Source organism: Streptomyces sp. NBC_00669, assembly GCF_036226785.1.
Lineage (GTDB): Bacteria > Actinomycetota > Actinomycetes > Streptomycetales > Streptomycetaceae > Actinacidiphila.
The window spans coordinates 3,019,020-3,043,489 of the sequence record NZ_CP109018.1 but is presented as its reverse complement, the minus strand read 5'-3'; the positions used below and the strand labels follow the sequence as shown (position 1 = coordinate 3,043,489).

Sequence of the window (24,470 nt, the reverse complement as noted above, 5' to 3'; positions counted from 1 at the left end):
GTGCGCCCGTCGACCCAGTCCACGAGGCCCGGACGGATTCCTCCCCTTGAGCCCGGCGGCTCGGGAGGCACCCCCGCGCACAAGGCACGCGGGAGCGTGTCGGCCGGCAGGCGATCGGGCTGTACGGGGCGCTGGGCGCGCGACCGTTCACCGTTGCGGGGCAGCGCCGGATTTTCACCGGCTTCCCCTGCGGCAACGGGGTTGAGCATACATGTAGTGGCGCCCACCGCAGGCACCCCCACATGTTGTGTCGCGCTGTCAATCTCATGGTGGCCCGAGCGCGTTGTCGGGCCGCATGCGGCCGCGGCCCCGCCGTCTGGCGGGGCCGCGGAAGGGCCTGGGCGGGCCCCGGTCGGGCGGGCGCGGGAGGGGTCTCAGAGTTCGGCGCGCTTGCGGTCCGCCTCCCGCAGTTCGCGAGTGATCTTCGCCTCGTGGCGCAGACCGAGGACGGGGACGAAGGTGAGGGCCAGCAGAAGGCCGAGGAGAGCGGCGATGTCCAGGAGTACGGTCATGGGTCAATCGTGCTCGCGCCGCTTACGGTCGAACAGTGGCAGCACTGCCGTACTACCGCAACATGCTGCCACGTGGCAGGCTGGACGACATGTTGCGCAACGTGGCGACCGTGGTCCTGGACGGGGTTCACCCCTTTGAACTCGGCGTGGTCTGCGAGGTCTTCGGGCTGGACCGCAGCGAAGAGGGTCTGCCGGTCTACGACTTCTCGGTGGTCTCGGCGGAGGGGCCGCGGGTGGGGACGCACGCCGGGTTCGAACTGGTGGTGGCGGAGGGCCTGGACCGGCTGGACGAGGCCGACCTGATCGCGGTGCCGGCCGGCGACTCGTACAACATCCGCACCTTCCCGCAGCCGATGCTCGACGCGTTGAACCGCGCGGTCGAGCGCGGCGCGACCGTACTGAGCGTGTGCTCGGGGGTGTTCGTGCTCGGCGCGGCCGGGCTGCTCGACGGGCGGCGGTGCGCGGCTCACTGGCGGCACGCGGAACGGCTCGCGCGGCGCCACCCGAAGGCCGAGGTCGAGGCCGACATGCTCTACGTCGACGACGCCGGCGTGGTCACCTCGGCCGGCACGGCGGCGGGCATCGACGCGTGCCTGCACCTCGTCCGCAAGGAGCAGGGCAGCGCGGTGGCGAACGGTATCGCCCGGCGCATGGTGGTCCCCCCGCACCGCGAGGGCGGCCAGGCGCAGTACGTGGACCGGCCGCTGCCCCGGGCGCAGAGCGACACCGTCACCGGGGTGCTCTCCTGGATGGAGCGGCACCTCGACCGCGAGGTGACCGTCGAGGAACTGGCGCTGCGCGCCCACATGTCACCGCGGACCTTCGCGAGGCGCTTCCAGCAGGAGACCGGGACCACGCCGTACCGCTGGTTGCTGGGGCAACGTGTCCTGCTCGCACGGGAGTTGCTGGAGGGGACCGACGCGACCGTCGACTCCGTCGCGGTCCGGGCGGGGTTCGGCAACGCGGCCACCATGCGGCACCACTTCGTCCGGTGGACCGGGACGACGCCGCAGGCGTACCGGCGCACCTTCCGCACACCGAGCCCCTTGGCGTAGGTCGCCGGACCGTCCGCCGGTGGGTGGCTGGTCGCTGGGGGTGCCCCCTCCGGGGGAGTTCCCCGCGCCCCTGTGTATGTGCGGCTCCTTCCGCGGAAGGAGCCGCACAAGGGGACCGCGACTACGCGGACGGGGCGGGCTCGGGGGTCAGGGGCACCCCCGGAGCGCCGGGCTCGCCCGGTTCGGCGGTGTAGTCCGACAGGACCGTCTCATCGGTGCCCGCGGGTGCCTTCACCGCCCGCAACACCAGCGTGAGCACCACCGCGATGACCACGTTGAGCACGAACGCGGTGAGCCCGATGTACCCGATCTTGCCGATCCACGGAATCGTGTCGGAGTTCCCGCCGAAGTGCGACTGGCTCGGGCTGGACTGGTCGTACGCCTTCCAGGTGCCGTAGGCCATGCCCGCGGCCCAGCCGGCCAGCAGCGCCCAGCGGTGGAACCAGCGGGTGAAGAGCCCGCCGACGATCGCGGGCACCGTCTGCAGAATCCAGATCCCGCCCAGCAGCTGGAAGTTGATCGCCACGGTCTTGTCCATCGACAGCACGAAGACGAGCGCGCCGACCTTCACCACCAGCGAGGCGAGCTTGGAGACGCGGGTCTCCTCCGCGGGCGTGGCGTTCGGGCGGATCAGGTCCTTGTAGATGTTGCGGGTGAAGAGGTTCGCGGCGGCGATGGACATGATCGCGGCGGGTACCAGCGCGCCGATCGCGATCGCGGCGAAGGCGACCCCGGCGAACCAGCTCGGGAAGACGTTCTCGAAGAGCTGGGGGATGGCGAGTTGGGCGTTGTAGCCCTTGACGTTCTTGCCGACGCCGTCGGCGACCGCCATGAAGCCGAGCATCGCCAGCAGCCCGAGCATCAGCGAGTACAGCGGCAGGATCGCGGTGTTGCGCTGGATGACGGTGCGGCTCTTGCCGGAGAGCACCGCGGTCACCGAGTGCGGGTAGAGGAACAGCGCCATCGCGGAGCCCAACGCGAGCGTGGCGTAGGCCCATTGGGCCTGCGGCGCGACGGTCAGCGAGCCGTGCGGCTTGCCGGTGGCGGGGTTCTTCACCGCGTACGCGGCGCCCGCCTTGTGGAAGATGTCGCCGAACCCGCCGAGCTTGTACGGGATGTAGATGATCGCCACCGCGATCACGATGTAGATCAGCGCGTCCTTGACGAACGCGATCAGCGCGGGTGCCCGCAGCCCGGAGGAGTAGGTGTACGCAGCGAGCACGCCGAAGGCGATCAGCAGCGGCAGGTCCTTGACGAACCAGTTGGTCGAGTCGCTGCCGCCGACCCCGACCACGTCCAGCACCGCCTGGATGCCGACGAGTTGGAGCGCGATGTACGGCATGGTGGCCACGATGCCGGTGAGCGCGACGGCCACCGACAGGCTCTTGGAGCCGAACCGGCCGCGGATGAAGTCCGAGGAGGTCACATAGCCGTGCTTGCGCGAGACCGACCACAGCCGCGGCAGGAAGAGGAAGACCAGCGGGTAGGCGATGATCGTGTAGGGCACCGCGAAGAAGCCCGACGCTCCGGCGCCGTAGATCGCGGCCGGCACGGCGATGAAGGTGTACGCGGTGTACAGGTCGCCGCCGAGCAGGAACCAGGTCACCCAGGTGCCGAAACTTCGGCCGCCCAGCCCCCATTCGTCCAGGTGCAGCGCGTTGTCCGCGCGCCGCCAGCGCGCGGCCATGAAGCCCATCGCCGTGACGGCGACGAAGAAGAAGATGAGGATGCCGAGCGCGACCCCGTCGACGTGGTTCTTCACTTGGCCGCACCTCCCTTGCGGCTGCGTGCGTCACGCCGGACCAGCACGTAGGCGGAGTAGGTGAGCACCGCCGAGACCGGCACCCAGGCGAGCTGGTACCAGTAGAAGAACGGGATGCCGATGAAGGTGGGGGTCAGCCGTGAATAGGAGCTGACCCAGAGCGTGCTGACGAGCGGAATGAGCAGGCAGATTCCGGCGACGACCCGCGCGGGCGTGACCGCCGGTCGTGGTCCGTCCGCCGGTCGGCGCGGCTGGGGTACTTGTGTCGGCGCGGTCGGCACAGCTGGTGCTCCCGTCCCCTAGAGCGATCAATGTGGTGCGCAGGAATCTAGGGGAGGGGAGTGACAGGCGTCACTACCTGTGCGGATATCAGCCGTACGAGGGAACGCCGAAGCGGCCCGCCGGCGGGTCCGGCGGGCCTTCGTACGACAGCATTCGGATCGGTGGGGCTCAGTCCGTCGGGCGGTTGAGCCGCGCGACGAACTTGTACCGGTCGCCGCGGTAGACCGACCGCACCCACTCCACCGGTTCCCCCGTGGTGTCCACGGAGTGCCGGGAGAGCATCAGCATCGGCAGCCCGACGTCGGTGCTCAGCAGCCCGGCCTCGCGCGGGGTGGCCAGCGAGGTCTCGATGGTCTCCTCGGCCTCGGCCAGCCGCACGTCGTAGACCTCGGCGAGCGCGGTGTAGAGCGAGGTGTACTTCGCCAGGCTGCGGCGCAGCGCGGGGAAGCGCTTCGCGGACAGGTGGGTGGTCTCGATCGCCATCGGCTCGCTGTTGGCCAGCCGCAGCCGCTCGATCCGCAGCACCCGGCCGCCGGCCTTCATGTCCAGCAGCCCGGCCAGCCGGTCGTCGGCGGTGATGTAGCCGATGTCCAGCAGCTGTGAGGTGGGCTCCAGGCCCTGCGCGCGCATGTCCTCGGTGTAGGAGGTGAGTTGCAGCGCCTGGGAGACCTTCGGCTTCGCCACGAAGGTGCCCTTGCCCTGGATGCGCTCCAGCCGGCCCTCGACCACCAGCTCCTGCAGCGCCTGCCGCACGGTGGTGCGGGAGGTGTCGAACTCGGTGGCCAGGGTGCGCTCCGGGGGCACCGGGGTGCCGGGCGGCATGGTCTGGGTGATGTCCAGGAGATGGCGCTTGAGCCGGTAGTACTTCGGCACGCGGGCGGTGCGGCCGGCGGTGCCGTTCCCCGTGGGCTCCGCGCTGCTGCCCGTGTCGCTGTCCATGCCGTGTACTCCCGACTGCCGTCGTACTGCCGTCACCGGCTCCTCCGTTGATCGCGGTCACATGGTGGCACGGGCTCCCCTGCCGGAGGGAGGCGGTGGGTGGCTGATGCCCTTCAGGTGTCGGTCCGATAACAGGTCCGACGGGTGTTCTTATACACCCTTGACACCCCTAAAGGTCTAGGCCAAGCTCCGGGTACTGGTCTAAACCATTAACGACCAATCCCAGACCCACGAGCAGGACGCGGCTGCAATGCGCGTGCGGCAGCCGACATTTCGGGCGGTGGGGGGAGTTTCGGGCATCCTTGAGGAGGGTGGCATGAGGCGCAAGCTCATCGCTGCGATCGGTGTCGCGGCAGTGCTGACCGGAGTCGCGGCCTGTGGTGGCAGCAGCGACAAGTCCGATTCGGGCAAGGGGAGTTCGGCCGGGCCGGCCGATTTCAAGGGCAAGACGCTCAACGTGTGGCTGATGAGCGGCTCCAACCCGCCCGGGTGGACCAAGGACATCACCGCCGCGTTCGAGAAGCAGTACCCCGGTGCGAAGCTGAAGATCACCGTCCAGCAGTGGGACGGCATCCAGCAGAAGCTCACCACCGCGCTGTCGGAGAGCACCCCGCCGGACGTCATCGAGGTCGGCAACACCCAGACCCCGTACTACGCGGCGACCGGCGGCCTCAAGGACCTCACCAGCGTCAAGGCCGACATCGGCGGCAGCGACTGGGTGCCGGCGCTGAACGGCTCCGCGGTCTACAACGGCAAGCAGTTCGCCGCCCCGTGGTACTTCGCCAGCCGGGTCGTCGTCTACAACAAGAAGATCTGGTCCGGGGCCGGCATCACCACGCCGCCGAAGACCCAGGACGAGCTCTTCTCCGACCTGGACAAGATCAAGGCCAAGGGCACCAAGGACGCCTTCTACCTGCCCGGCCAGGACTGGTACGGCTTCGACGGCTTCCTGCTGGACGCCGGCGCCGACCTGGTCAAGAAGGACGGCGACAAGTACACCGGCAACCTGGACACCCCCCAGGCCGCCGCGGCGATCAACCTGTACAAGAAGGTGAACTCCTACGGCACCGCGCCGAAGGACAAGGACGAGGCCACCCCGCAGCAGTCCGACGTGTTCGCCAAGGGCGACGTCGGCGCGTTCCTCGGCCTGGGCTGGGAGGCGGCCGGCGCCATCACCAAGAACCCGGCGCTGAAGGACCAGGTCGGCTTCTTCGCCTTCCCGGGCAAGACGGCGGACAAGACCGCCAGCGTCTTCGTCGGCGGCTCCAACCTGGCGATCTCCCAGGCGAGCAAGAACCCCGAGCTGGCCCAGGACTTCCTGAAGATGGCGATGTCCGACCAGTTCGAGGGCGAGCTGGCCAAGGAGGGCGGCGTCGTCCCGAACAAGGCGAGCCTCGACTCCAACCTGACCGGCAACGAGTTCGGCACCGTCTCCGCGGCCGCCGCGGCCAACGGCGGCACCACCCCGCTGATCCCGGCGTGGGGCAACGTCGAGAACGCGCCCAACCCGATCACCACCCTCTTCATGACCGGCGTGCTCCAGGGCCAGTCCCCGAGCGCGGCCGCCAAGAAGGCGGACACCGAGATCGACAAGCGGCTCAGCCAGCAGTAGTCACCCGGTCCGGGTCCCGGCGCCCGCCGTCCTGAGCGGCGGGCGCCCGGGCCCGGCACAGCGCCTTGCAGCGGACGGTACGAGGAAGAGGGAAGCATGGCCGCGCAGTACAAAGGGACGCAAGTACGGGGCCCCGACGAGGGAGCGGCCATACCCGGGCCCTCCGGCGCGCGCACCGCGGGACAGCCGCCGGCCGGTCGTCCCAAGACGCGGTCCGTCGGGGGCGCGGTCGTCGGCCGCTCGGCGCCGTACCTGCTGATCCTGCCCGCGCTGGCGGCCACCGTGCTGCTGCTGGGCTACCCGCTGGTGCGGAACGTGATCATCTCGTTCCAGACCCTCAACGCCTTCCAGCTGATCCAGCACACCACCCAGTGGACCGGGTTCGGCAACTACAAGGCCCAGCTGACCAGCGCCGACTTCTGGCACACCACCGAGCGGTCGGTCTTCTTCACCCTCGCCAACGTCGCGCTGATCATGGTCGGCGGCACCCTGATCGGACTGCTGCTGTACCGGCTCGGCAAGCGGATGCGGCTGCTGCTGTCGATCGGGATGGTGCTCGCCTGGGCGATGCCGATCGTGGCCGGCACCACCGTCTACCAGTGGCTCTTCGACACCCGCTACGGCGTGGTCAACTGGTCCCTGAACAAGCTCGGCTGGCACTCGATGCAGGGCTACAACTGGTTCGGCCACCAGCTGTCCACCTTCGCGGTCATCACCCTGATGATCGTCTGGCAGTCGCTCCCGTTCGTCGCGCTCAACCTCTACGCGGGCCTGACCACCATCTCCGGGGAGATCTTCGAGGCGGCCCGGATGGACGGCGCGGGCGCCTGGCGCTCCTTCAGCTCGGTGCTCTTCCCGATGCTCAAGCCGTTCTTCCTGAGCACCGCGTTCCTCGAGGTCATCTGGGTGTTCAAGGCGTTCACCCAGGTCTACGCCCTCAACTCCGGCGGCCCCGAGGGCCTGACCGAGACGCTGCCGGTCTACGCCTACGTCCAGGGCGTCAGCGGCCAGCACTACGGGACCGGCGCGGCGATCTCCGTACTGACCATCCTCATCCTGCTGGTGCTGATGTCCTACTACTTCCGGATCATGTTGAAGCAGGAGGACGAGCTGTGAGGCGCTCCACGTTCGGACGGCTGTGGCCCAACGTCGTCGCGGTCATCCTCTTCGTCTTCTTCGTCTTCCCCGTCTACTGGATGCTGACGACGGCCTTCAAGCCGGACCTCGACATCATCTCCACCACCCCGGTCTTCGTGCCCGTCCACGGCACCATGTCGCACTTCGACAAGGCCGTGCACGCGGCGGGCTTCTGGACCCTGGTGCGCAACAGCCTCACCGTCACCATCGGTTCGGTGCTGCTGTCGCTGGTGGTGGCGACCGCGGCGGCGTTCGCGGTGGCGCGGATGCGCTTCCGCGGCCGCAAGGCGTTCATCCTCATCGTGATGATGGCCCAGATGGCGCCGTGGGAGGTCATGACGATCTCCGTCTACCTGATCGTCCGCGACCAGGACATGCTCAACAGCCTGGTCCCGCTGACCTTCTTCTACATGATGATGGTGCTGCCGTTCTCCATCTGGACGCTGCGCGGGTTCATCGCCGCGGTGCCCAAGGAACTGGAGGAGTCGGCACTGATGGACGGCTGCACCCGGTTCCAGGCGTTCGTCCGGGTGGTGCTGCCGCTGCTGGCGCCGGGGTTGATGTCCACCTCGCTGTTCGGCTTCATCACGGCGTGGAACGAGTTCCCCCTGGTGCTCATCCTCAACAAGGAGAGCGGCCAGACCCTGCCGCTGTGGATCACCCAGTTCCAGACCAACTTCGGTGACGACTGGGGCGCTACCATGGCCGCGTCCAGCCTGTTCACCATCCCCGTGGTGATCGTCTTCCTGTTCCTCCAGCGCAGGGCCGTCGCCGGTCTGACAGCCGGGGCGGTGAAGGGATGAGCCCCATCGCCCACACCGACGACCTCGGCGGCGCCACCGGCCCGCACCCGGACACCGTCACCGCGGACGCGCTCGCCGTCCTCCAGCCCGGCTTCGCCGGCACCACCGCGCCCGCGTGGGTGCTGCGGCTGCTCGGCGAAGGGCTCGGCTCGGTCGGCCTGTTCGCCCGCAATGTCGAGTCACCGGAGCAGGTGGCCGCGCTCACCGCGCAGTTGCGGGAGGTACGCCCCGACGTGCTGGTCGCCGCCGACGAGGAGGGCGGCGACGTCACCCGGCTGGAGGCGCGCGGCGGTTCGTCGTTCCCCGGCAACCTCGCGCTCGGCGCGGTCGACGACCTGAAGCTGACCCGCGCGGTCGCCGCCGAACTCGGCCGCCGGCTGGCCGCCTGCGGCGTGAACTTCAACTGGGCGCCGTCCGCCGACGTCAACTCCGACCCGGGCAACCCGGTGATCGGGGTGCGCTCCTTCGGCGCCGACCCCGAACTGGTGGCCCGCAACACCGCGGCCTACGTGGAGGGCCTGCAGTCCGCGGGCGTCGCCGCGTCGGTCAAGCACTTCCCCGGCCACGGCGACACCGCGGTGGACTCGCACCACGCGATGCCGCGGATCGACGTGGACCTCGACACCCTGCGGGCCCGCGAACTGGTGCCCTTCCGGGCGGCGATCGCGGCCGGCGCCAAGGTCGTGATGAGCGCGCACATCCTGGTGCCCGCGCTCGACCCGGACCTGCCCGGCACGCTCAGCCCGGCCGTCCTGGGCGGCCTGCTGCGCGCCCCCCGCGAGGAGGGCGGCCTCGGCTACGACGGGCTGGTGGTCACCGACGGCATCGAGATGCAGGCGATAGCGGCCACGTACGGGATCGAGCGCGGCACCGTGATGGCGCTGGCCGCGGGGTGCGACGCGATCTGCGTGGGCGGCGGGCTGTGCGACGAGCAGACCGCGCTGGACCTGCGCGACGCGATCGTGGCGGCGGTACGGGACGGCTCGCTGCCGGCCGAGCGGCTGGCCGACGCGGCGCGCCGGGTGAGGGAATTGGCCGCCTGGGCGGTCGCACAGCGGTCGGGTGCGGCGGAGGGGAGCGCACCCGACTCCGACATCGGCCTGGAGGCGGCCCGCCGGGCCTTGCGGATCACCCGCGCCGAGGGCTTCACCCCGCTGGACAACCCGCCCTACGTGGCGGCGTTCACCCCGATGGCGAACATCGCGGTAGGCGACGTGACCCCGTGGGGAGTCGCCGCGGAACTGGAGCGGCTGCTGCCCGGCACCCGCACCGGCACCTACCGCACCGACGACGTCACCGAACTGCTCGCCGCGGCCGGCGACCGCAGGGTGGTGGCCGTGGTCCGCGACGCGCACCGGCACGCGTGGATGGCGCGGGCGCTGGACGGGCTGCTGGCCGCCCGCCCGGACACGATCGTGGTGGAGATGGGCGTGCCCCAGGCCCCGCCGGTCGGCTCGCTGCACATCGCCACGCACGGCGCCGCCCGGGTCTGCGGCGAGGCCGCGGCGGAGGCGATCGTCGGCCGCGAGGCGTAGCGCGGGCAGGCGGCGGCCGGGAAGGCGCCGGATACGGCAGACGCCGCGGGCTCCGGGAAGGAGCCCGCGGCGTCCGGTCGTCACGGACGGCCCGCGGCGGCCGGGCCGGGCGCGGGGTGCCGCCGGTTACAGCCCCTGCCAGTCCGGCTTCGCGGCGAAGGTGGCGCGGAAGTACGGCGCCAGCTTCAGCTTGGACGCGGCGGCCTCGTCGACCACCACCGTCGCGTGCGGGTGCAACTGCAGCGCGGAGGCGGGCACCACGGCGGCGACCGGGCCCTCCACGGTCTGCGCGACGGCCTCGGCCTTGCCCTCACCGGTGGCCAGCAGCACCAGGTGCCGCGCCTCCAGGATGGTGCCGATGCCCTGGGTGATCACATGCTGCGGCACCTGCGCGATGTCGCCGTCGAAGAAGCGGGCGTTGTCCACCCGGGTCTGCTCGGTGAGGGTCTTGATCCGGGTGCGGGAGGCGAGCGAGGAGCAGGGCTCGTTGAACCCTATGTGCCCGTCGGTGCCGATGCCGAGCAGCTGGAGGTCGACCCCGCCGGCCGCCGCGAGCGCCTCGTCGTACGCCGCGCAGGCCGCCCGTACGTCGGTGGCGGCGCCGTCGGGACCCATGAACGACTTCGAGGACAGGCCGAGCGGGTCCACCACCTCCCGCAGCACCACCGAGCGGTACGACTCCGGGTGGCCGGCCGGCAGGCCCACGTACTCGTCGAGCTGGCAGACCCGGGCCCTGGAGGCGTCCACGGCGCCGGAGCGCACCTTGGCGGCGAGCGCCTGGTAGACCGGCAGCGGGGTGGAACCGGTCGCCACGCCGAGCAGTGCGTCGGGCTTGCGGCGCAGCAGGGCGGCCATGGCCTCCGCGATGAGTTCGCCGCCCGCGGCGGCGTCCGGCACGATGACAACTTCCACGCTGGGCCTGCCGTTCTCAAGAAGGATACATGTGGTATAGACCAATCTATCAGATTGGGCCACTCCGGTGGTGCGGCGGGGGGCGTCCTGTGTTCGACTGGTGGAGGTCGGACGGGTGGGATGGAGGCGGTGGGGATGTCGGCTTCTGCGTCGTCCCCGGCCCCGCGCGCGGGTGAGCCGGGCTGGATCATGTTCGGTGAGATCGCCGAGCAGCCGGAGGTGCTGCGCCGGGTCCTGGCCGAGGCCGCGCCCCAGGTGCGCCGGACCGCCCACCGGATCGCGGCCCGGCGGCCCCGGTTCGTGCTGCTCAGCGCCCGCGGCACCTCCGACCACGCGGCGCTGTACGCGAAGTACCTGATCGAGGTGGAACTGGGCCTGCCCTGCGGGTTGACCTCGATGTCCACCGTCACCGCGTACGGGGCCACCCCGCACCTGGAGGACGTGCTGCTGGTCAGCGTCAGCCAGTCCGGCGGCTCGCCCGACCTGGTCGCCACCACGCGGGCCGCCCGCCGGGCCGGCGCGATCACCCTCGCGGTCACCAACAACCCGGACTCGCCGCTGGCGGAGGTCGCGGAGTTCCACCTCGACATGCTGGCCGGGCCGGAGAAGGCGCTGCCCGCGACGAAGACGTACACCGCGGAACTCCTGGTGCTCTACCTCTTCGTCATGGGCCTGCGCGACGACGACGGGGCGGCCGCCGCCGTGCTGCCCGACCTCGTGCAGGAGGTGCTGGACCGCTCCGCCGAGGTGCGCGCGCTGGCCGGGCGGTACCGCTTCGCCGAGCGGATGGTGATCACCTCGCGCGGATACGGCTACCCGACCGCGAAGGAGGCCGCGCTGAAGCTGATGGAGACCAGCTACATCCCCGCGCTCGCCTACTCCGGCGCCGACCTGCTGCACGGGCCGCTGGCGATGGTCGACAACATCTCCCCGGTCATCGCGATCGTCACCGAGGGCCGGGGCGGCGAGGCGCTGCAGCCCGTGCTGGACCGGCTGCGCGGGCGGGGCGCGGACCTCGTGGTGATCGGCCCCCGGGTCCAGGTCAAGGCGGCCACGGGCGGCTTCGGGCTGCCCACCGGGAGGCTGCCGGAAGCGCTCCAACCCGTGCTGGAGATCGTCCCGTTGCAGCGGCTCGCCTACGAGGTGGCGGTCGCGCGCGGCCAGGACCCGGACGCGCCACGGGCGTTGGCGAAGGTGACCGAGACCCGGTAGCGGGGCGGCCCCCGGTGGACGTGCGCCTGGGGGTGGACGCGCGCCCGGCGCAGGCGCGTTCCGCCGGTCAGAGCAGGGAGCCGCCGGTCGCGTCGAGCCAGTGCCCGGTGATCCAGCGGGCGGCGTCGGAGGCGAGGAACGCGACGGCGTCGGCGACGTCCTCGGGGGCGCCGACCCGCTTGAAGACGGAGTAGCCGGCGGCCTGTTCCCAGGCGGCGTCGGAGGTACGGATGACCGGCGCGGTGTTGTCGGTGTCGATGATCCCGGGCGCGATCGCGTTGACGGTGATGCCGCGCGGCCCGAGCTCCTTGGACAGGTCGCGGGTGAAGACGTCGAGCGCGGCCTTGGACATGGTGTAGGCCATCAGTTCGGGCATCACCGCGTTGTGGGTCAGACCGGTGGAGACGTTGACGACGCGGCCGCCGTCGCGCAGCCGGGACAGCGCGCCGCGGGTGAGGAAGAAGGGCGCGCGGGTGTTGACCGCGAAGACCCGGTCGAACTCGGCCCGGTCGATGCGGGCGAAGGGGCTCGCCACGCCGATGCCGGCGTTGTTGACGAGGATGTCCAGCCCGTCCGCGGCCCGGTCGAAGGCCGCCCACAGCGCTTCCGGGGCGTCGGGGTCGGCCAGGTCCGCGCCGAGCGGGAAGGCGGCGCCGCCAGCCGCCTGGATCGCGGCGACCGTGGCGTCGGCGGCGGCCTTGTTCGTGCCGTAGTGCACGCCCACCCTGGCGCCGTCGCGGGCCAGCCGCAGGGCTATGCCCCGGCCGATGCCGCGGCTGCCGCCGGTGACCAGGGCGGTCCTGCCGGTGAGCGGTCCGGGGCCCGCCGCCGTGGCTGTGCCGGAGCGCACGGCCGTACCCGTACCCGTGCCTGTGCCTGCGCCCGTGACCGCCGCCGTACCCGTGTTCGTCATTGCCCGCACCCGATTTCTCTATCGATCGCTACAGAATGACCTGCGACGGGACCGTACCACATTGTCTAGCGGTCGCTATAGAATGTGGGGCATGGTTTCCACCCGGCCCCGCGGCCGCCCCCGCGCCTTCGACCGAGAGGCCGCCCTCGACCAGGCGGTGCGCGCCTTCTGGGAGCACGGCTACGAGGCCACGTCCGTCGCGGACCTGACCCGCGTGATGGGGATCGGCGCGCCCAGCCTCTACGCCGCGTTCGGCGACAAGCGGGCCCTCTTCGCTGAGGTCGTGGACGTCTACGCCGCCCGCTACGGAGCCTTCGGCGAACGCGCGCTCGCGGAGGAGCCGACCGCCGCTGCCGCCGTGGCCCGCCTGCTGCGGGAGGCGGCGGTCGAGTACGCGGACGAGGCCCATCCGCGCGGCTGCCTCATGATCAGCGCGGCCGCGAACTGCACGACCCCGGAGGTGCGCGACGCGCTCCGGGCCCGCCGCGAGGCCAACGTCGAGGCGATCCGGGTCCGGATCGCGGCCTCCGTCGACGCCGGCGAGCTTCCCCCGGACACCGACGCCAACGCCCTCGCACGCTACGTCGGCGCCGTCATCCAGGGCATGTCCCAGCAGTCCCGTGACGGCGCCACCCGTGAAGAGCTGTCCGCCATAGCCGAGTTGGCCCTGCGCGCCTGGCCGTGAGAACACTTCGGGCCGCGGTGCCGGGAGAGGACCCTCAACCTCTCCAGCACCGCAGCCCGGAGCTGCCGTCGGCACCGTGGTCGGACGGGTGTGCGGTGCCCTTCCGACCCGATAGGGCCGACCAGTGAGGCGTCAGGCGTAGTCAGGGCAGAGAACGCCGTGGCCTCGATCCGTCCTCCTGTGCGGGGAGGGCGGAGGTCTACTTATCGGTATTGTGGACTAGACCAGTCGGCCTTGTCCATGGGTGTGCCACCGATTCCGTCCGTGAATTCCCGGTCGGACGCGCCGTGAAACGCGCCGAACCTCACAGCTTTCGCAGGGAGGTACGCTCACAGGCGTGCCCTCCATGAACGACCTCGTCCGCGAGCACACCGGCCTCGACTCATCCGATCTCGAATGGCTGCATCTGCTCGTCTCGGAGTGGCAGTTGCTCTCCGACCTGTCCTTCGCCGACCTGGTGCTGTGGGTTCCCACCCGGGACGGCACCCGGTACGTCTCGGTCGCCCAGATGCGCCCCAACACCGGCCCCACCTCCTACCAGGACGACATGGTCGGCCACCTGGTGCCCCGCGGCCGGCGCCCGCTGCTGGACGCGGCGCTGGACGAGGGGCGGATCGTCCGCGAGGGCGACCCGGAGTGGCGGGAGGAGGTGCCGGTGCGGGTGGAGTCGATCCCGGTCCGGCGCGACGGCCGGGTGCTGGGGGTGATCGCCCGCAACACCAACCTGCTGACCGTGCGCACCCCGAGCCGGCTGGAGCTGACCTATCTGCAGAGCGCTTCCGACCTGGCGCAGATGATCGCCGCGGGGTCCTTCCCGTTCCCGGCCGAGCAGGTGGACATGGACGCCTCGCCGCGGGCCGGCGACGGGCTGATCCGGCTGGACGCCGACGGCCTCGTGCAGTACGCCAGCCCGAACGCGCTGTCCGCCTACCACCGGCTCGGCCTGGCCGCCGACCTGGTCGGCCACCACCTGGGCCGGGCCACCGCCGAACTCGCCCCGGACCGCGGTCCTGTGGAGGAGGCGCTGGTGAAGCTCGCCAGCGGCTGGGCGCCCCGGGAGTTCGAGGTCGAGGCGGGCGACGGGGTGATCCAGTTGCGCTCGATCCCGCTCAAACCCAAGGGCGTGCACACCGGTTCGCTGGTGCTGCTGCGCGACGTCACCGAACTGCGCCGCCGCGAGCGGGAGCTGATCACCAAGGACGCCACCATCCGGGAGATCCACCACCGGGTGAAGAACAACCTCCAGACGGTCGCCGCGCTCCTGCGGCTGCAGGCCCGCCGGATGGACTCCGAGCGGGCCCGTGAGGCGCTGGACGAGGCGGTGCGGCGGGTCGGGTCGATCGCGATCGTGCACGAGACGCTGTCGCAGAACCTCGACGAGAAGGTGGAGTTCGACGAGATCGCCGACCGGGTGCTGGCGATGGTGGCGGAGATCTCACCCGGACGGGTCACCACCCGGCGCGGCGGCAAGTTCGGCATCCTCACCGCGGAGACCGCCACCCCGCTGTCCATGGTGCTGACCGAACTCGTCCAGAACGCCCTCGAACACGGCTTCGGGCCGGGGGAGTCGGGCACCGTGGAGGTCACCGCGACCCGCGGCCGCGACCGCATCACCGTCACCGTCCAGGACGACGGGCGCGGCCTGCCCCCGGAGTTCGACGCCCAGCGGGCGGGCAACCTCGGCCTCCAGATCGTCCGCACCCTGGTGGTGGGCGAGTTGGGCGGCACCTTCGACATGCTCCCGGCCCCGGCCGGCCCCGGCACCCGAGTGACCCTCGAACTGCCGTTGGACGCCTGACGGTTGAGAACGCCGCCGGCCCGCCGCACGGCCGGCAGGACAACACGCGGAAGCCCCGTACCCATCCGGTACGGGGCTTCTCGCGATACTGCGTGCTGCGCGTATTGGCAGGTGCTGCGCGCTGCGGCTCGGGGCTAAGGCTTCTGGGTCGTCCGGTCTCTCAGGCGCTGGCGTTACGGGCCCGGTTGCGGGCGGCGCGGCGCTTCATCGCACGACGCTCATCCTCGCTGAGGCCACCCCAGACACCGGCGTCCTGACCGCTCTCCAGCGCCCACTGAAGGCACTGGTCCATGACAGGGCAGCGGCGGCAGACGGCCTTGGCTTCCTCGATCTGCAGCAGCGCAGGACCGGTGTTGCCGATGGGGAAGAAGAGCTCGGGGTCTTCCTCGCGGCAAACGGCGCGGTGACGCCAGTCCATGGCTGCTCCAACTCCTTGTGTGACAAACAGGTTGCTTGTGAATGTGAACGCTTTCACGAATCCCCCCACAGGGAACGGGACGCCACCCAGCCTTCGCTGGCTGGTGCGGTCCCGCTTGGTGTGAGGTAGGAGATTCGGGCTCTCATGGGGGCCGTTTGTCGGCCGTCCCGATCGCCAGTAAGAGACTCGCAAACCTCGGCTGGAGATACAACCCCTTCAGGGAAGTTTTTTTGGATTCCTCGGTGTCGCCTCGGTCACAGCCGTACTTCCATGGGGTGCGGGGCAGCCTAAACGTTCGAGTAAAAGGACTTTAGGCTCTTCGACTTACACAATCACACGCAGTGCACGGCGTACGCCTGTGAAGGTTGCGTTCGTACGCAGTCCCAGGTGGTCACCGTCGACCTGGAAGGGCAGCGGCGCCTGCGAATGCAAGGTGAAGTCCGTCAGATCGTGCAGCGCCACCGCGTACTTGCCCCGGGGCCCGCGCTCCGGGGTGGAACGGAGCAATTGCGCCGCGTAACGGGCACCCGCGACCGTGGACATCTTGGTGACGCCCAGCAGGTCGAGCGCGGTGTCGAAGGACGCCCCGGGGGAGGCGTACACCGGTTTGTTGCCGAGGTACGTCCACGGGGCGGTGTTGCAGATTATGGCGGTGGACAGCTCGTCGATCGGCTCCTGGTCGGGCTGCTCCAGCGTGATCGTGCCGTGCCGGCGGTGCGGGTCGGCCATGAACTGGCGGGCCACCTGCCGCAGGTACAGCGCGTGCGTGGAGCGTTTGCCCAACTCCCGCTGCTGCTCGACCCGTCCGACCACGCCCGCGTCGAAGCCCAGGCCCGCGCAGAAGGTGAACCAGCGCGGCGGTACGCCCTCGTCCTCGCTGCCCCGGGTGCCGCTCACCAGGCCCAGGCCCACGGTCCGGGAGGAGCCCGCGCGCAGCGCGTCCAGCAGGGCGCCGGTGGCCTCCACCGCGTCGTTGGGCAGGCCCAGGGCGCGGGCGAAGACGTTGGTCGAGCCGCCGGGGACCACCGCGAGCTGCGGCAGGGTCTCCGGGTCGGGGCCGTGGTGGAGCAGGCCGTTGACCACCTCGTTGACGGTGCCGTCGCCGCCGAGGGCCACCACGAGCTCGACCTCGCCCCCCTCCGCGGCTCTCCGGCCCAGGTCCCGCGCGTGCCCGCGGTACTCGGTGGTGGCCACCTCCAGCTTCAGATCGCTGGACAGCGCGGTACTGATCACGTCGCGGACCCGCGCGCTGGTGGTGGTGGCGGCGGGGTTGACCACGAGAAGAGCACGCATGCTCGACAGCGTACCTACGGATTTTCACGCCGGGCTACGCTGGCACGTGTGAGCCAGAAGACGACGAAGCGCAAGGAGTCCGGCGCGGGCGGGGCAGACGGCGTGGCCGCCGGCCCCACGGCACAGGTGCCGCCGGCCGGGCCGCCGCCCCTGCGGCTGACCGCCGCGGCCGCGGTGGCGGGGCTGGAAGGGCTCTCCATCGCCGCGTGGGGCGTGACGATGTTCTTCGGCGGCAGCAGTGACGTGCTGCCCGGGTTTCTCGTGCTCGCCCTCGCCGCGCTTCCGCTCCTCGCGGCGTACGGGCTGCGCCGGGCCCGTCGGTGGAGCCGCGGGCCCGCGCTCATCGTGCAGCTCGTCGCGCTCCCGATCAGCTGGAACATGGTGCGCAGCGACGGCGCCGGGTTCGTCGCCTCCGGCGCGGTGCTCGGGGTGCTCGCGCTCGCGGGCCTCGTCCTCCTCGTCCACCCCGCCACCACCGACGCACTCGGAATCAACAGGACCGCCGCCTAGGGCCTTGCCGGCCCGGCCTGAGCGGACCCTCCGGCGTGGTGGGTGCGGTCGGCCGAGGGACCACCTGGCGGCGACGGGCCTGTCGCGCGGTTCTCCCCCGGAGCTTCGCCTGGGTGAGGGTGCCCCCGGCGGAGAGCCAGGGGGAGCGCCCCCACGCGCCCCTGTGCATGCGCGGCTCCCAGCGTGCTTGCCCCGGAGGGACCCGGGCGTGTCCAGGGGCGCGGGGAACTCCCCCCAAAGGGGGCACCCCCAGCGCGCAGCCACCCGCCGGCAGGTGGTCCCTGGACCGACGGCACACACCACCCCGGGGGGTCCGCTCGGCCCGCCCGGCAAGGGCTACTCGTCGATGAGGAGCTTGTCGCGGAGCTGCGCGAGGGTGCGGGCGAGGAGGCGGCTGACGTGCATCTGGGAGATGCCGACCTCCTGCGCGATCTGCGACTGCGTCATGTTCCCGAAGAACCGCAGCAGCAGGATCGTCTTTTCACGCGGCGGGAGTTGCTCCAGGAGCGGCTTGAGGGACTCGCGGTACTCGACCCCCTCCAGGGCCTCGTCCTCGGAGCCGAGCGTGTCGGCGACGGCCGGCGACTCGTCGTCGGTGTCGGGCACGTCGAGCGAGAGCGTGCTGTACGCGTTCGCGGACTCCAGCCCCTCCAGGACCTCCTCCTCGGAGATCTTGAGGTGCTCGGCGAGTTCGTGCACGGTGGGCGCGCGCCCATGCCGCTGGGACAGCTCCCCGGTGGCGCTGGTGAGCGCCAGCCGCAGCTCCTGGAGCCGGCGCGGGACGCGGACCGCCCAGCCCTTGTCCCGGAAGTGCCGCTTGATCTCGCCGACGACCGTGGGCGTGGCGTACGTGGAGAACTCCACCCCGCGGTCGACGTCGAACCGGTCGACGGACTTGATCAACCCGATCGTGGCGACCTGGGTGAGGTCGTCCAGCGGCTCGCCGCGGTTGCGGAAGCGACGGGCGAGGTGCTCGACCAGCGGGAGGTGCATCCGCACCAGCTGGTTGCGCAACTCGGCCCGCTCCGGCGAGCCCTCGGGCAGCTTGCCCAGCTCGACGAAGAGCGCGCGGGCCCCCGAGCGGTCGTGCGGGTCGTGCTGCTCGGCGGACTCGCCCGCGGCGGGCTCCTGTTCGGGCCGCTCGGACTGCTCCGGCCGCTCCGGCTGGTCCGCTTGCTCCGCCTGCTCGGGCTGTCCCGGCTGGTCCGGTCGTCCCGGTTGCTCGGGCCGGGTCGGCTGGTCGGGCTGCTCCGCCGATGCCGCGTGCTCGTGCTGATCCATCCGGTCCGCCTGCTCCGCCTGCTCCGACGCGTCCATCACTTCCCTACGGTCCGTCCGGCCCCGGGCCAGGCCGGGGTCGGGGTCCGCCGCCCCGGGATCGGGGTGCGGTCTTGCCGACGGCCGCGGCGGCCCACCCGGCCCGGCGCCCACGGGGTCCGGCTGCTGGGCCGGCACGGAGGCATGCCCGCGCGCCGCGGGCACGTCGTGCTCCGCGGGTGGGCCGGGGGTGTCTGCTGGGCTCACGACGGCCGCCTCACATGCCTCACGACAGCCCGGGTACGGCGCCGCGCTTCTTGTGCAGACTGATGCTGACCGTCCGGTCCTCCGCGACGGTGGAGTCCACCTCGCCGGCCAGCGCGGAGAGCACCGTCCAGGCGAAGGTGTCGCGTTCCGGTGCGCGGCCGTCGGTGGTCGGCGCCGACACGGTGACCCACAACGAGTCCCCGACCAGCCGGAACACGCAGCTCAGCACCGAACCGGGGACGGCCTGTTGCAAGAGGATCGCGCACGCCTCGTCGACGGCGATCCGCAGATCCTCGATCTCGTCGAGGGTGAAGTCCAGCCGGGCCGCGAGTCCGGCCGTGGCCGTCCGCAGTACCGACAGATACGCTCCCGCCGCGGGCAGCCGGACCTCGACGAAGTCCTTCGACCCGGGCTCGCCTGCGATCTGGGACACCCACACCTCCAAGGTGGCACACAGTGATTGCTCTGGTTCGCAGCGACGCTACCGCGATCCGTACCCGGCTGTCGCCCGGACGGCGCACGGCCCCTTCCCATTCTGTCACCGATCGTAAGCGTACGGGTACGGAACGTGGAGTGCGCGCTGCCGACTCAACGCGCATGAGTCGGCGTCTGATTGGACGATGGGATGGTCGCACCGGTTGCAGTGATCGCTGATCCGGTGATCTCCGCTTCGGCGCGCGTGCCGGCCCGGGCCGCCAGCGCGTGCAGGGCGGGTCCTGACAGGCGCTGGACCGTCCACTCGTCCTGCGGCAGCGCGCCGATCGACCGGTAGACCCCGAGCGCCTGCTCGTTCCAGTCGAGCACCGTCCACTCGAAGCGCTCGTAGTCGCGCTCGACGCAGATCGCCGCCAGCGCGGCCAGCAGCGCCTTTCCGTGGCCGCCGCCGCGCATCTCCGGGCGGACGTACAGGTCCTCCAGGTACATGCCCGGCTTCCCGGTCCAGGTGGAGAAGTTCCGGAACCACAGCGCGAACCCGGCCGGTCCGCCGCCGTCGCCCTCGCCGTCGGGCTCCGCCATGAGCGCGGAGGCCACCGCGTCGGGGCCGAACAGGGCGTCCCGCAGTTGCGCCACGGTCGCCCGCGCCTCCTGCGGTGCCCGCTCGTACGCGGCCAGTTCGCGGATCATCGCCTGGATGGCGGGGACGTCTTCGGGGGTCGCGGCGCGGATCATGCCACCAGATTACGACCGTACGGTGTGAGCGGTGCAGGAGCGTCCGGTTCGCTCATCCGGTGATCACGGCGGCGACCCGGGTGCCGGGCGGGAAAGCGCCCTCCTCGGCGAGGTGGAAGACGGCGTACAGCGTCTTGGCGACGTAGACGCGTTCCAGGTCCCTGCCGTCCAGGGCGTCGCGGTGCCGGGCCGCGAAGCCGGCGGCGAAGGCGTCCAGCGCCGGGGTGGTACGGGCGAAGCCGCCGCAGTGGAAGCGGTCCGCCACGCTCCAGTCGCCGCGCCGCCCGCCGAACGCGTCCTGCTGGAGCCGCAGCACCTCCTCGGTGAGGAAGCCGCCACGCAGCACCGCGACGCCGACCGCGCGGGCCGGCGCCGGCAGTCCGGCGGCCAGTCCGGCCAGGGTGCCGCCGGTGCCGCAGGCGACCGCCACCACGTCGGCGGCCGCGCCGATCTCCCGGCCGAGCTCCGTACAGCCCCGCACCGCAGGGGAGTTGGAGCCGCCTTCGGGGAGCACGTGGGCGGGGCCGTACCGCTCCAGCAGCGGGGCCAGGACGTCCGGCTCGGTCTTGCGGCGGTAGGCGGCGCGGTCGAGGAAGTGCAGCCGCATGCCGTCGGCGGCGGCGCCGGCGAGCGAGTCGTTGAGCGGGCGGCCGGCCAGTTCGTCGCCGCGCACCACGCCGACGGTGCGCAGGCCCAGCAGTCTGCCTGCGGCGGCGGTGGCGCGCAGGTGGTTGGAGTAGGCGCCGCCGAAGGTCAGCAGGGTGTCGTGGCCGGCCTCGACGGCGGCGGCCAGATTCGGGGCGAGCTTGCGGAACTTGTTGCCCGGGAGCAGGGGGTGGGCCAGGTCGTCCCGCTTGAGCAGCAGGTGCACTCCGTGCCGGGCCAGCCGCTCGTCGGCGACCTCCACCAACGGAGTCGGCAGCCGCCCTCCAGGGTGACCCGGGGGCAGCGGTACGGATACGTTCACCCACCCATTCTCCCGGGCGCCCCTCCGAGCAGGTGCGGCTCCCACCGTGCTCGCCCCGGAGGGTCAGGTGGAAGTGTCACCCGCATGGGTGACACCTGACGGCGCGTGGCAGCCGTCGCAAGAACCGGAGTTTTCTTGGCGCACCTGCTCCCACAAGCGGGATTCACGGTGCATCCTTACTCCCGTGCCGGAAAAGGACCCGAGACCCGTGAGGTCCGCAGCGGAGGGAGCCACTGCGGCCAGTGACGCGGGAGACGCGCTCACCGCGACCGTGCGCGGGCTGCTGCCCTCGCTCACCCCGGCCGCCGCGCGGATCGCGGCGCTCATCGTGCGCGACCCCGCCCAGGTGGCCCGCAGCACCATCTCGGAGTTGAGCGCGCTGGCGGGCACCAGCGAGTCCTCGATCGTGCGTACCGCCCGCGCGCTCGGTTTCGCCGGCTACCCCGAACTGCGGCTCGCGCTCGCCGCGTCGGCGGCCCGGCAGAGCCCGCGCTCGACGCTCTCGGCGGGCATCACCCCGGACGACTCGGCCGGCGAGGTGATCGCCAAGCTGGTGCACACCGAGTCCCAGGCGGTGCTGGAGACCGCCACCCAGCTCGACCCCGAGCAGCTCACCGGCGCGGTCAAGGCGGTATGCGGGGGAGGGCAGTTGCACATCGCCGGGGTCGGCGCCTCCGGGCTCGTCGCGCAGGACCTCCAGCAGAAGCTGGCCCGGGTCGGCCGGCCCTGCCACGCGCACGGCGACTCGCAGTCCGCGCTCACCAGCGCGGTGCTGCTCGGCGCGGGCGACGTGTTCCTGGCCGTCTCGCACTCCGGCGAGAGCCGCGATGTGCTCGAACCGCTGCGCCGCGCCTCCGCGTTGGGCGCCACCACCGTGGTGATCACCAACCACCCGATGTCCTCGGCCGCCCGGCTCGCCGACTTCGTCCTGGTGTCGGCGGGCCGGGAGACCACCTTCCGGCCGGGCGCGATGGCCAGCCGGATCAGCCAACTCGTGGTGGTCGACTGCCTGTTCGTGTGCGTGGCACAGCGCACCTTCGACCTGTCCAGCCGTGCGCTGCGGATCACCCACCAGGCGCTGGAGAGCGACCGGGCGCGCTGACCTCCCGCGCACCCGGCCGCTCCCGTCGTTCCGGTCCTTCGACGTCGTGACGTCACGGTGAACCGACGTCCGGCCGTCGGCCTCGCCGCCGCTCGGCCGCCGCCGGCCGCCGGTTCACCGCGGTCCTGACGTCACTTCGCCGGCACCACGTCCACGTCGTCCGCGCTCACGAACGCCATCCGGTGGTTGTAGACGATCTCGTACACCTTGGTCTTGCCGATGAAGTCGGTGCGGTCGTGCGGCGCGGACCCGTCGTAGTAGATCGCGAAGTACGAGTCGGTGTTCACCGCCGGGCCCGACGCGACGTACGACTGGCCGGCCGCGATCGAGTACTTCTTCGCGGGGGTCTGCGGGCGCGGCGCGGTGCCGCCCTCGAAGGCCACGAAGTCCGCCGGGTAGACCGACGCCTCCGGGTACGCCGTGGTGTAGACGGGGATCGTGGCGCGCCCGGCCTTGGGCACGATCCGCTCGGCCTTCACCGGCACGGTGGTCGGGTGCTGGGCGGTGTCCTGGAGCCACGCCTCCTGCCCGCCGTACCAGATGGCGGTCCAGCCGGGCCGGCGCTCGGCGACCACGTACTGCTCACCGGCGGGCGCCTTGTCGCCCCAGTCGTTCATCGCGTTGGTGCCCGCGCCGGTCGGATGCAGGTAGGGGTCGGCGAGCAGCGGCGCGCTCGTGCTCGGCGCGGTGTACAGCGGCACGAAGCTGGACGGCGTGTCGCTGGAGGTCACCGGGCAGTCGAAGCTGCGGTACGGGCCGGGGAACTGCTTGTAGCCCTGCACGTCGTCGCAGTACGTGGTGGTCTGCTTGTTGTTCTGGTAGCCGGGCTTGATCGCGACGATGTCGCTGCCCTTCTTCGCGGTGGCGTGGATCGGCGCGCCGAGCAGGTCGAAGAAGTGCTCCCAGTCCCAGCCCGGTCCCGGGTCCCAGTGCTGGGTGGCGATGCCGGTCTCGGTGCCGCCGGGGATGTTGTCGTGGCCGAGGATGTGCGCACGGTCCAGCGGGATGTCGTACTTCGCCGCGAGGTACTTCACCAGGTTGGCGGTCGACCGGTAGAGGTCCTCGCTGAACCAGGCGGCGCCGTGGGTGGCCCACGCCTCCTGCTCGATGCCGATCGAGTGCTGGTAGAAGGAGCGGTTGGCGCTGTCCCAGGCGATGTCCTTGTCCGGCGTCATCTGGGTGACCAGGCCGTCGGAGGAGCGCACCACGTAGTTCGCGCCGGCCGCGTAGGTCGGGTCGCGGAACAGGTCGAGGGTGCCGTCGTAGGTCTCGTCGGTGGTGTGCAGCGTGATGTAGCGGATGTCCAGGCCGCCGTTGGGGCGGTCGGCGATGTCGTGGCTGCCGTAGTCCCCGAGGTCGCTGGGGTCCAGCAGGGTGTAGGCGCCCGGGATGGAGTTGCACGTCACGGACTTGGGGCATTCGGGCTTCTGGTCGCTCACCGGCGGGGTGACGTCTTTCAGGCCCAGCTTGCGCACGTCGTTCCGGTTCGGGTGCAGCCCGCGCACCGGGGCCAGCGTGATCTGCTGGCCGTCCTCGGTGGTCCGGGTCTCGCCGGTGCGCATGGCGCTCCAGGCGCCGTCGGCGAACGCCTGCGCGACCTTGTCCTCGGTGGACTGGCCGTAGCGCGCCGCGGCGGCGTACCAGCCGTCGACGGTCCGCGGCAGCTTGCCGTGGCCGTAGCTCCTGGCGTACGAGGCGAGCAGCGCGGCGCCGCCGCGGATGTTCTGCGTCTCGTCGCTCCGCACGGTCGCGGTGTCGGTGCCCAGCAGCGCGGCCGCGGCGGCCGCGGTGTGCTCGGCGGGCGCCTTGAGCAGGTCGGCGTAGCGCGGGGACTGGGTGGTCAGGCCGTCGGCGTCGAGTTCCTTGGTGGTGAGGTCGGTGAGGTTCATCGGGCCGTAGCCCGCCTCGGCGTTCTCCTGCCCGGCGTGGTCCTCCCACCGGGTCTCGTAGAACGACACCGCTTCGAGCACCGGCGCCGGGACGCCGAACTCGGCGGCGGCCGCGGTGAATTCGGCCTGCCGCGTGGACTGCGGGTCGGCGGCGCGCGCGGTGGTCGTGGTGACCGCGGTCACCGACAGGCCGGCCAGCAGCGACATCGCCGCGACCAGCGTGGCCGCTCTGCGCCTGCGGGGGAGGTTGAGGGGGTGGTGCATCCAGGCTCCTCGCGTTCCGGATGGGCGTGCATGGAGAGAAGTGCTGGGCCGCAGCCTGGCGAGGTCGGCTGGCAGTAAGCAACCTCCTCGACGTAAATCCTGAAAGTTTTCTTCAGAGCCGGGGGTGCGGGTCGGTGCGAGTCGGGTGATTCCGGGCCGCGCGCCGCCGCCCGCCG

Annotated in this window: 23 protein-coding genes and 1 riboswitch; of the genes, 10 read left to right on the top strand and 13 right to left on the bottom strand. The window is 71.5% G+C overall.

From position 1 onward, the window contains the following. Positions 1-125: 125 nt before the first annotated feature. Positions 126-188: riboswitch (cobalamin riboswitch) on the bottom strand. 186 nt (positions 189-374) lie between these two features. Beyond that, positions 375-512: a hypothetical protein gene (locus OG896_RS12230; RefSeq protein WP_328469078.1), complete on the bottom strand. Its 138-nt coding sequence runs from the start codon at positions 510-512 to the stop codon at positions 375-377. A gap of 89 nt (positions 513-601) precedes the next feature. Between OG896_RS12230 and OG896_RS12225 the strand changes: the two genes are divergently transcribed. Beyond that, a complete protein-coding gene (locus OG896_RS12225) occupies positions 602-1,567 on the top strand; it encodes a helix-turn-helix domain-containing protein (protein WP_329373926.1) in 966 nt (321 codons plus the stop codon). Between the two features lie 121 nt (positions 1,568-1,688). Here the strand turns inward: OG896_RS12225 and mctP are convergent, their stop codons facing one another. From mctP to OG896_RS12210, 3 genes are all read right to left on the bottom strand, one after another. Then, positions 1,689-3,329, bottom strand: coding sequence for a monocarboxylate uptake permease MctP (gene mctP, locus OG896_RS12220; protein ID WP_329364971.1), 1,641 nt, complete (start codon positions 3,327-3,329; stop codon positions 1,689-1,691). After that, positions 3,326-3,520: a DUF3311 domain-containing protein gene (locus OG896_RS12215; protein ID WP_329373924.1), complete on the bottom strand. Its 195-nt coding sequence runs from the start codon at positions 3,518-3,520 to the stop codon at positions 3,326-3,328. The genes mctP and OG896_RS12215 overlap by 4 nt, the downstream gene beginning before the upstream one ends. A 259-nt stretch (positions 3,521-3,779) precedes the next feature. Further along, positions 3,780-4,550 (bottom strand): GntR family transcriptional regulator, encoded by a 771-nt coding sequence (locus OG896_RS12210; RefSeq protein WP_329364969.1) that lies wholly within the window; start codon positions 4,548-4,550, stop codon positions 3,780-3,782. Positions 4,551-4,866: 316 nt separating this feature from the next. Between OG896_RS12210 and OG896_RS12205 the strand changes: the two genes are divergently transcribed. The 4 genes from OG896_RS12205 to OG896_RS12190 all read left to right on the top strand — a co-directional run bounded on the left by OG896_RS12205 (position 4,867) and on the right by OG896_RS12190 (position 9,637). Next, positions 4,867-6,162, top strand: coding sequence for an extracellular solute-binding protein (locus OG896_RS12205; protein WP_329364967.1), 1,296 nt, complete (start codon positions 4,867-4,869; stop codon positions 6,160-6,162). 96 nt (positions 6,163-6,258) lie between these two features. Next, on the top strand, positions 6,259-7,278 hold the full coding sequence (locus tag OG896_RS12200; protein WP_329364964.1) for a carbohydrate ABC transporter permease: 1,020 nt from the start codon (positions 6,259-6,261) through the stop codon (positions 7,276-7,278). Further along, complete coding sequence (locus OG896_RS12195) at positions 7,275-8,102, top strand: carbohydrate ABC transporter permease (RefSeq protein ID WP_329364962.1); 828 nt, start codon at positions 7,275-7,277, stop codon at positions 8,100-8,102. The genes OG896_RS12200 and OG896_RS12195 overlap by 4 nt, the downstream gene beginning before the upstream one ends. Next, positions 8,099-9,637, top strand: a complete 1,539-nt coding sequence (locus OG896_RS12190) for a glycoside hydrolase family 3 protein (protein ID WP_329364960.1) — start codon at positions 8,099-8,101, stop codon at positions 9,635-9,637. The genes OG896_RS12195 and OG896_RS12190 overlap by 4 nt, the downstream gene beginning before the upstream one ends. Before the next feature lie 126 nt (positions 9,638-9,763). Here the strand turns inward: OG896_RS12190 and nagB are convergent, their stop codons facing one another. Further along, complete coding sequence (nagB, locus tag OG896_RS12185) at positions 9,764-10,549, bottom strand: glucosamine-6-phosphate deaminase (RefSeq protein WP_329364958.1); 786 nt, start codon at positions 10,547-10,549, stop codon at positions 9,764-9,766. A 135-nt stretch (positions 10,550-10,684) separates the two neighbouring features. Between nagB and OG896_RS12180 the strand changes: the two genes are divergently transcribed. Then, a complete protein-coding gene (locus tag OG896_RS12180) occupies positions 10,685-11,761 on the top strand; it encodes an SIS domain-containing protein (protein WP_329364956.1) in 1,077 nt (358 codons plus the stop codon). A 67-nt stretch (positions 11,762-11,828) separates the two neighbouring features. Here OG896_RS12180 and OG896_RS12175 read toward each other — a convergent pair whose 3' ends face one another. Continuing rightward, positions 11,829-12,611, bottom strand: coding sequence for an SDR family oxidoreductase (locus OG896_RS12175; RefSeq protein WP_329364954.1), 783 nt, complete (start codon positions 12,609-12,611; stop codon positions 11,829-11,831). A gap of 154 nt (positions 12,612-12,765) precedes the next feature. On the opposite strand from OG896_RS12175, the gene OG896_RS12170 reads away from it, so the two are divergent. Together OG896_RS12170 and OG896_RS12165 are read left to right on the top strand one after the other, a co-directional pair. Next, entirely contained in the window at positions 12,766-13,359 is a 594-nt protein-coding gene (locus OG896_RS12170) for a TetR/AcrR family transcriptional regulator (protein WP_329364952.1), read from the top strand. A 346-nt stretch (positions 13,360-13,705) separates the two neighbouring features. Then, complete coding sequence (locus OG896_RS12165) at positions 13,706-15,157, top strand: sensor histidine kinase (protein ID WP_329373922.1); 1,452 nt, start codon at positions 13,706-13,708, stop codon at positions 15,155-15,157. A gap of 160 nt (positions 15,158-15,317) precedes the next feature. On the opposite strand, the gene OG896_RS12160 is transcribed toward OG896_RS12165, so the two are convergent. Both OG896_RS12160 and OG896_RS12155 read right to left on the bottom strand, forming a co-directional pair. Then, positions 15,318-15,575, bottom strand: coding sequence for a WhiB family transcriptional regulator (locus OG896_RS12160; protein ID WP_037913060.1), 258 nt, complete (start codon positions 15,573-15,575; stop codon positions 15,318-15,320). Between the two features lie 324 nt (positions 15,576-15,899). Further along, complete coding sequence (locus tag OG896_RS12155) at positions 15,900-16,868, bottom strand: diacylglycerol/lipid kinase family protein (RefSeq protein ID WP_329364949.1); 969 nt, start codon at positions 16,866-16,868, stop codon at positions 15,900-15,902. 48 nt (positions 16,869-16,916) lie between these two features. On the opposite strand from OG896_RS12155, the gene OG896_RS12150 reads away from it, so the two are divergent. Beyond that, entirely contained in the window at positions 16,917-17,378 is a 462-nt protein-coding gene (locus OG896_RS12150; protein ID WP_329364947.1) for a hypothetical protein, read from the top strand. Between the two features lie 336 nt (positions 17,379-17,714). On the opposite strand, the gene OG896_RS12145 is transcribed toward OG896_RS12150, so the two are convergent. The 4 genes from OG896_RS12145 to OG896_RS12130 form a co-directional block, all read right to left on the bottom strand. Further along, on the bottom strand, positions 17,715-18,695 hold the full coding sequence (locus tag OG896_RS12145) for an RNA polymerase sigma factor SigF (protein WP_329373920.1): 981 nt from the start codon (positions 18,693-18,695) through the stop codon (positions 17,715-17,717). Between the two features lie 226 nt (positions 18,696-18,921). Then, on the bottom strand, positions 18,922-19,335 hold the full coding sequence (locus OG896_RS12140; RefSeq protein ID WP_093740726.1) for an anti-sigma regulatory factor: 414 nt from the start codon (positions 19,333-19,335) through the stop codon (positions 18,922-18,924). A 155-nt stretch (positions 19,336-19,490) separates the two neighbouring features. Beyond that, positions 19,491-20,072, bottom strand: a complete 582-nt coding sequence (locus tag OG896_RS12135) for a GNAT family N-acetyltransferase (RefSeq protein WP_329364945.1) — start codon at positions 20,070-20,072, stop codon at positions 19,491-19,493. Positions 20,073-20,124: 52 nt separating this feature from the next. Next, complete coding sequence (locus OG896_RS12130; protein ID WP_329364943.1) at positions 20,125-21,039, bottom strand: 1-aminocyclopropane-1-carboxylate deaminase/D-cysteine desulfhydrase; 915 nt, start codon at positions 21,037-21,039, stop codon at positions 20,125-20,127. Between the two features lie 208 nt (positions 21,040-21,247). Here OG896_RS12130 and OG896_RS12125 point away from each other — a divergent pair, with 208 nt between their 5' ends. Then, positions 21,248-22,141, top strand: coding sequence for a MurR/RpiR family transcriptional regulator (locus OG896_RS12125; protein WP_329364941.1), 894 nt, complete (start codon positions 21,248-21,250; stop codon positions 22,139-22,141). A gap of 131 nt (positions 22,142-22,272) precedes the next feature. Here the strand turns inward: OG896_RS12125 and OG896_RS12120 are convergent, their stop codons facing one another. Further along, positions 22,273-24,294 (bottom strand): N-acetylmuramoyl-L-alanine amidase, encoded by a 2,022-nt coding sequence (locus OG896_RS12120; RefSeq protein WP_329364939.1) that lies wholly within the window; start codon positions 24,292-24,294, stop codon positions 22,273-22,275. Positions 24,295-24,470 lie beyond the last annotated feature (176 nt).